This window comes from Sandarakinorhabdus rubra (genome assembly GCF_010994245.1).
GTDB classification, from domain to species: Bacteria; Pseudomonadota; Alphaproteobacteria; order Sphingomonadales; family Sphingomonadaceae; genus Sandarakinorhabdus; species Sandarakinorhabdus rubra.
This window is the reverse complement of sequence record NZ_WMHO01000153.1, coordinates 1-6,448: the sequence shown is the minus strand read 5'-3', so window position 1 is coordinate 6,448 and position 6,448 is coordinate 1. Positions and strand designations below refer to the sequence as shown.

5 protein-coding genes are annotated in these 6,448 nt (G+C 67.9%); all 5 read right to left on the bottom strand.

Features of this window, described 5'->3' with window-relative positions; all coding sequences use genetic code 11:
• The coding region (gene pnp / locus GJV64_RS10085; protein ID WP_164157113.1) for a polyribonucleotide nucleotidyltransferase at nt 1-2,241 on the bottom strand (2,241 nt) is incomplete at its 3' end.
• A gap of 154 nt (nt 2,242-2,395) precedes the next feature.
• Nucleotides 2,396-2,665 carry a 30S ribosomal protein S15 gene (gene rpsO / locus GJV64_RS10080; RefSeq protein ID WP_164157112.1) on the bottom strand — a complete coding sequence of 90 codons (270 nt, stop codon included), beginning with the start codon at nt 2,663-2,665 and terminating at the stop codon, nt 2,396-2,398.
• Nucleotides 2,666-2,680: 15 nt separating this feature from the next.
• Nucleotides 2,681-3,589, bottom strand: coding sequence for a tRNA pseudouridine(55) synthase TruB (gene truB, locus GJV64_RS10075; RefSeq protein WP_164157111.1), 909 nt, complete (start codon nt 3,587-3,589; stop codon nt 2,681-2,683).
• Nucleotides 3,573-4,022, bottom strand: a complete 450-nt coding sequence (rbfA, locus tag GJV64_RS10070; protein ID WP_164157110.1) for a 30S ribosome-binding factor RbfA — start codon at nt 4,020-4,022, stop codon at nt 3,573-3,575. Before rbfA ends, truB begins: the two co-directional genes overlap by 17 nt.
• A gap of 146 nt (nt 4,023-4,168) precedes the next feature.
• Nucleotides 4,169-6,448: translation initiation factor IF-2 (gene infB / locus GJV64_RS10065; protein WP_164157109.1), on the bottom strand; the 2,280-nt coding region annotated here is incomplete at its 5' end.

The following is a 6,448-nucleotide window of genomic DNA, read 5'->3' as shown; positions in this document are numbered from 1 at the left end:
ACGGTCGTCACGGCGCGGACCCCGGTCGCCGTCGCGGCGCGGACCGCGATCGCGGCCACGGTCGCCGTCACGACGCGGGCCACGGTCACCGCGCGGACCGCGATCATCGCCGCCTTCACGCGGTTCCCGGGGCGGACGGGTGTCGGGCAGTTCCTCGCCGGTCTCCTGGTCAACCAGGCGCATCGACAGCTTCACCTTGCCTCTGTCATCGACGCCCAGCACCTTCACCTTGACGCTCTGGCCTTCGGTGAGGACATCGCGCACGTTGGCCACGCGCTCGTTCTTCACTTCGGAGATGTGGACGAGGCCGTCCTTGGCGCCGAGGAAGTTCACGAAGGCGCCGAAATCGACGAGGCTGACCACCTTGCCGGTGTAGATCGCGCCGACTTCCGGTTCGGCGACGATGCCGATGATCCAGGCGCGGGCGGCCTCGATCTGGGCCGGATCCGAGCTCGAAATCTTCACCGTGCCATCGTCTTCGATGTCGACCTTGGCGCCGGTGGTGGCCACGATCTCGCGGATCACCTTGCCGCCGGTGCCGATGATGTCGCGGATCTTGTCCTTGGGCACCGACATCGTCTCGATGCGCGGGGCGTGGGCCGAAAGGCCCTCGCGGGTCGAGTCCAGCGCCTTGGCCATCTCGCCCAGGATATGGGCGCGGCCGGCCTTGGCCTGATCGAGCGCTACGCGCATGATCTCCTCGGTGATGCCGGCCACCTTGATGTCCATCTGGAGGCTGGTCACGCCTTCGGAGGTACCGGCCACCTTGAAGTCCATGTCGCCCAGGTGATCCTCGTCACCCAGGATGTCGGACAGCACGGCGAAATCCTTGCCTTCGAGGATAAGGCCCATGGCGATGCCGGCGCACGGGCGCTTCAGCGGCACGCCGGCGTCCATCAGCGCAAGGCTGCCACCGCACACGGTCGCCATCGACGACGAGCCGTTGGACTCGGTGATGTCGGACAGCACGCGGATCGTGTAGGGGAACTCTTCCTTCGACGGCAGCAGCGGGTGCAGCGCCCGCCAGGCCAGCTTGCCGTGGCCGATGTCGCGGCGGCTCGGCGCGCCGAAGCGGCCCACTTCACCGACCGAATAGGGCGGGAAGTTGTAGTGCAGCATGAAGCGTTCATACTTCAGGCCGTCGAGGCCATCGATCATCTGCTCGGCATCGGCCGTGCCCAGCGTGGTCGTCACGATCGCCTGCGTCTCGCCGCGGGTGAACAGCGCCGAACCATGGGTGCGCGGCAGCAGGCCCACCATCGCCTCGATCGGGCGGACGGTCTTGGTGTCGCGGCCATCGATGCGGCGGCCGTCCTTCAGGATGGCGCCACGCACGATCTCGGCCTCAAGCTTCTTGAACAGCTTGATGGCCTTCATCTGCTCCTGCGGGCTGGCATCCGGGAACACGGACTTGGCCTTGTTCTTGGCTTCGGCCAGCGCGGCCTGACGCTCGGACTTGCCGGTCAGGCGATAGGCGGCATCGATATCCTTGCCGACAGCCTTCTTCAGCGTCGCGAGCATCGCTTTGTCGTCGGTGACGGCCAGGTCCCAGGGGTCCCTGGCGGCCTTTTCGGCGAGGCGGATGATGGCATCGATCACCGGCTGGATGGAGCGGTGGGCAAACATCACGCCGCCCAGCATCTCTTCCTCGGAAAGCTCCTTGGCTTCGGATTCCACCATCATCACCGCGTCGGCGGTGCCGGCGACCACGAGATCGAGCGCGCCTTCCTTCACCTGCGTCTTGGTGGGGTTCAGGATATACTCGCCGTCGATATAGCCGACACGGGCGCCCGCGATGGGCCCCATGAACGGCACGCCCGACAGGGTGAGGGCGGCAGAAGCGGCGACCATGGCGAGGATATCGGCCTCGGCCTCGCCGTCATAGCTCAGCACCTGGGCGATGACGTTGATCTCGTTGTAGAAGCCTTCCGGGAACAGCGGGCGGACCGGGCGGTCGATCAGGCGGCTGGTGAGCGTTTCATGCTCGGTGGCGCCGCGCTCCCGCTTGAAGAAGCCGCCGGGAATGCGGCCGGCAGCGGAATATTTTTCCTGGTAGTTGACGGTCAGGGGGAAGAAGTCCTGCCCCTCCTTGACCGACTTGGCGGCGGTCACGGCGCACAGCACCACGGTTTCGCCCAGCGTGGCCAGCACCGCGCCATCGGCCTGGCGGGCAATGCGGCCGGTTTCCAGGGTCAGCGTGCGGCCGCCCCAGGTGATCTCTTCCTTGTGGATGGTGAACATGAAGTCTCTTTCCCTGGCGAAGCGGCCCTATTGCCGGTCGCCACATGCGTTGTTGCCGCCCTTCGTGGCGGCGCCGGCATCCCGAACGCTCATTCGTTCGGGGCCGGATATGGAAACGGCCCCGGATAGGGGCCGTCCCGTGCACCAGATGGGCTTACTTGCGCAGGCCCAGCTTGGTGATCAGCGCGGTATAACGCGCTTCATCCTTCTTCTTCAGATAATCCAGCAGCGAACGCCGCTTGTTGACCAGAACCAGCAGACCGCGACGCGAGTGGTTGTCCTTCGCGTGGGTCTTGAAATGCTCGGTCAGGTTGGCGATGCGTTCCGACAGGATGGCCACCTGCACTTCCGGCGAACCGGTGTCATTGGCGGCACGGGCATTGCTGCTGATGATTTCAGCCTTCTTCTCGGCGGTCACCGACATCGGGTCACTCCTTGATCAGATGTTGAACCCGCGCAGCACCCGCACCTCGCCCGCATGGGCCTCGACAAGCGCCACGGGAACAGAACCGCAGACCGCGAGATGGGTGCCGTTGCTGGCTGGGTGCCCGTGAAGCCTGCGCCCCTGTCGGAGCGCCGCCGCCTCATCAGGCGCGATGGCGAGAGCCGGGATGTCGTCCAGCCCTGCCATCAGTGGCAGCATTGCCTGTTCAAGCTCGGCCCCCTGCACCAGTTCGGCCAGTTTGTCCAGCGCTATCGCCTGATCAAGGGCGAACGGTCCGGACCGCGTGCGCCGCAGCATCGTCACATGGCCCACGGTGCCGAGTACCCGCGCAATGTCCCGCGCCAGGCTGCGGACATAGGTGCCTTTCGACACGTCGCAGCGCAGGGTGGCGCTGTCCTCCGTGGCGGCCAGCAGATCGAGGCGGTGGACGGTGATCCGCCGCGTGGCGAGCTGCACGTCCGCACCGGCGCGGGCCAGGGCATAGGCGCGCTGGCCATCCACCTTCAGCGCCGAATAGGCCGGCGGCACCTGGTCCTGCGCGCCGGTGAAGCGCGGCAGGATGGCGGCGACCGCTTCGGCGGTGGGGCGAGCCTCGCTGGTCGCCACCACGGCGCCTTCGGCATCCAGCGTGTCGGTCTCGGCGCCGAAGCCGATGGTGAACTCATAGGCCTTGGCGGCATCGAGCATGCGGCCCGCAAGCTTGGTCGCCTCGCCCAGCGCGATCGGCAGCACGCCGGTGGCCAACGGATCCAATGTGCCGCCGTGGCCGATGCGCGGAATGGGCAGGCCGCACTGGCGAAGGATGCGCTTCACGGCGGCGACGCCCTGCGCGCTGGTCAGGCCCAGCGGCTTGTCGAGGATGATCCAGCCACTCAGCGCGGCCGGTTCAGTCCTCGTCATCATCACCGATGCTGTCGGCCAGGCTCTTCCAGCCGCGTGCCGGCTTGCCCGTGCCCAGATCACGGGCGATCTCCGGACGGCGCAGCACGGCGTCGATGCGGGCGCCGGCATCGAAACTCTCGTCGCGGCGGAAGTTGAGGTCGGGCGTGTATTTCGTCGCCAGCCGCCGGGCGACCTCGCCGCGCAGCCACTTGGCGTGGGTGGCCAGCGCCTTCACCACCGCCTCGTCATCTCCGTTCGAAGCCTTCACGAACACGGTGGCATGGCGCAGGTCCGGCGAGACGCGGACTTCGGAGACCGAGATGATGGTCTGCGCCAGCAGATCGTCGCGCAGGTCGCCGCGCGCGATGATCTCGGCCAGCGCGTGGCGCACCTGCTCGCCGATGCGTTGCAGGCGGATGGGGCGGCCCTGGGCGTCGGGGGTGGAGCGGGGCATGGGCATTCTTCCTTACCCGTGAAGGCGCCGCGGCAAGGCCGCGGTTGACGTCAGACGGGTCACGGTTGGCGGCTGATGCCGCCGCGCGTGCCCGCTGGCCGAGCTTGCGCCTGTCGGCGCGCGGCGCGCGCGCTCGCGGCGCTGCGCTAGAGCGTCCTCTCCTTCATCTCGACTTCGTACGTCTCGACGATGTCACCGGCCTTCACATCCGACGAATCTGCCAGCGTGATGCCGCACTCAAGGCCAGCCTTCACCTCCGGCACATCGTCCTTGAAGCGCCGCAGCGAGGCGATGGAGCCGGTGTAGATGATGACATCGTCGCGCATGACGCGGGCACGCAGGGCCTTCTTGATATAGCCCTCCAGCACGCGCAGGCCGGCGGCCTTGCCGGTCTTGCCAGCCTGGAACACCTCCAGCACCTGGGCGCGGCCCACCACCGTCTCGAACGCCTCGGGGCCGAGCTGGCCGGCCATGCCCGCCTTCACGTCCTCGATCAGGTCATAGATGACATCATAATATTTCAGCGCCACGCCATCGCGCTGGGCGATCTCGCGGGCCTTGGCATTGGCGCGGACATTGAAGCCGATCACCGGCGCGCCCGACGCCTTGGCCAGCGTCACGTCGCTTTCGGTGATGCCGCCGCTGCCCGACAGCAGCACGCGGGCGCGGATCTGGTCGCTGCCGATCTTGGACACCGCGCCGGCAATCGCCTCGGCCGAGCCTTGCGTGTCGGCCTTGATGACCAGCGGATACTCCTGCGCCTTCTTGGCGCGCAGCACCGAGAACATGTCCTCCAGCCGTGCCGGGCCGTTTGCCCCGGTGCGCTGGGCGGTGGCCAGCCCGGTGCGATACTCCGCCACTTCGCGGGCGCGGGCCTCGTTCTCCACCACAGTCACCGGGTCGCCGGCCTGCGGTACGCCGTTCAGACCCAGCACCTCGACCGCCATCGACGGGCCGGCCTCCTTCAACTGGGCGCCCTTGTCGTCGGTCAGGGCGCGCACGCGGCCCCACTCCTGGCCCATCACGAAGATGTCACCGCGCTTCAGGGTGCCGCGCCGCACCAGTACGGTGGCCAGCGGGCCCTTGCCCTTGTCCAGCCGCGCCTCGATCACCGTGCCTTCGGCGGCGCGGGTCGGGTTGGCCTTCAGCTCCTGGATCTCGGCGAGGAGCAGAATCTTCTCGAGAAGATCATCAAGCCCGGTCTTCTTCACTGCGGAAATCTCGACGCTCATCACGTCGCCGCCCATATCTTCCACCTGCACGTCGTGCTGGAGAAGATCGGTCCGGATGCGGCTTGCGTCGGCGCCCGCCTTGTCCATCTTGTTGATGGCCACGATCATCGGAACGCCGGCCGCCTTGGTGTGCTGGATGGCCTCGATGGTCTGCGGCATGATCCCGTCGTCCCACGCCACCACCAGCACCACGATATCGGTGACGCTGGCACCGCGCGCCCGCATCTGGGTGAAGGCCTCGTGGCCCGGCGTGTCGAGGAAGGTGATCTTCTGCTTGTCCTTCGTCGTCACCTGGTAGGCGCCGATCTGCTGGGTGATGCCGCCGGCCTCGCCCTTCACCACGTTGGAGCCGCGCAGCGCGTCGAGCAGGCTGGTCTTGCCGTGGTCGACATGGCCCATGATGGTGACCACCGGCGGGCGGGGCACCATATCCTCTTCCACGTCGGCCTCGCCGACCATGCCCTTTTCCACGTCGCTGGCCGACACGCGCACGATGTTGTGGCCGAACTCGGTCAGCACCAATTCGGCGGTGTCCTGGTCGATCTCCTCGTGGGCGGCGGTGGGCACGCCCAGCCGGGCGAGCAGGCGCACCACGTTGTTGGTGCGCTCGGCCATGCGGTTGGCCAGTTCCTGCACGGTGATCGTGTCGGGCACGGTGACATCGCGCACCTGCTTGGGCTGGCTGCCCAGACGGCCGCGCTCCTTCTCGCGGGCGCGGCGCAGCGCTGCCAGGCTGCGCATCCGGGTGTTGCCATCCTCGTCCAGCGCGCGGGTGACGGTGAGCTTGCCCGACTTGCGGCGATCATCGCCCAGCTTCAGCCGCGACGGCTTGGGGGCTTCGGGCTTGCGGCCGGGAATGGCGCGCACCCGCATCGAATCGTCATCATCCTCAATGGCATCACCGGGGATGACAAGGCCGTCATCGGCCGCCGGCTGCGGATCGGGGCGGGTGGCAAGTTCCTCCTCGCGGTGGCGCTTCTCCTCGATCCGGCGACGCTCTTCCTCCTCGCGCTGGGCCCGCTCCTGCTCCTCGCGGATGCGGACTTCCTCCAGCAGGCGCAGCCGCTCTTCCTCGGCCTGGCGCTGGTACATGGCGGCCAGTTCGGCCGGCGACATGCGCGGCCTGGTTGGAGCGGATTGGCCGGGCGCCGGGCGGGCCGGCGGCGCTGCCGGGCGCTGGCCAGAGGGGCGGGC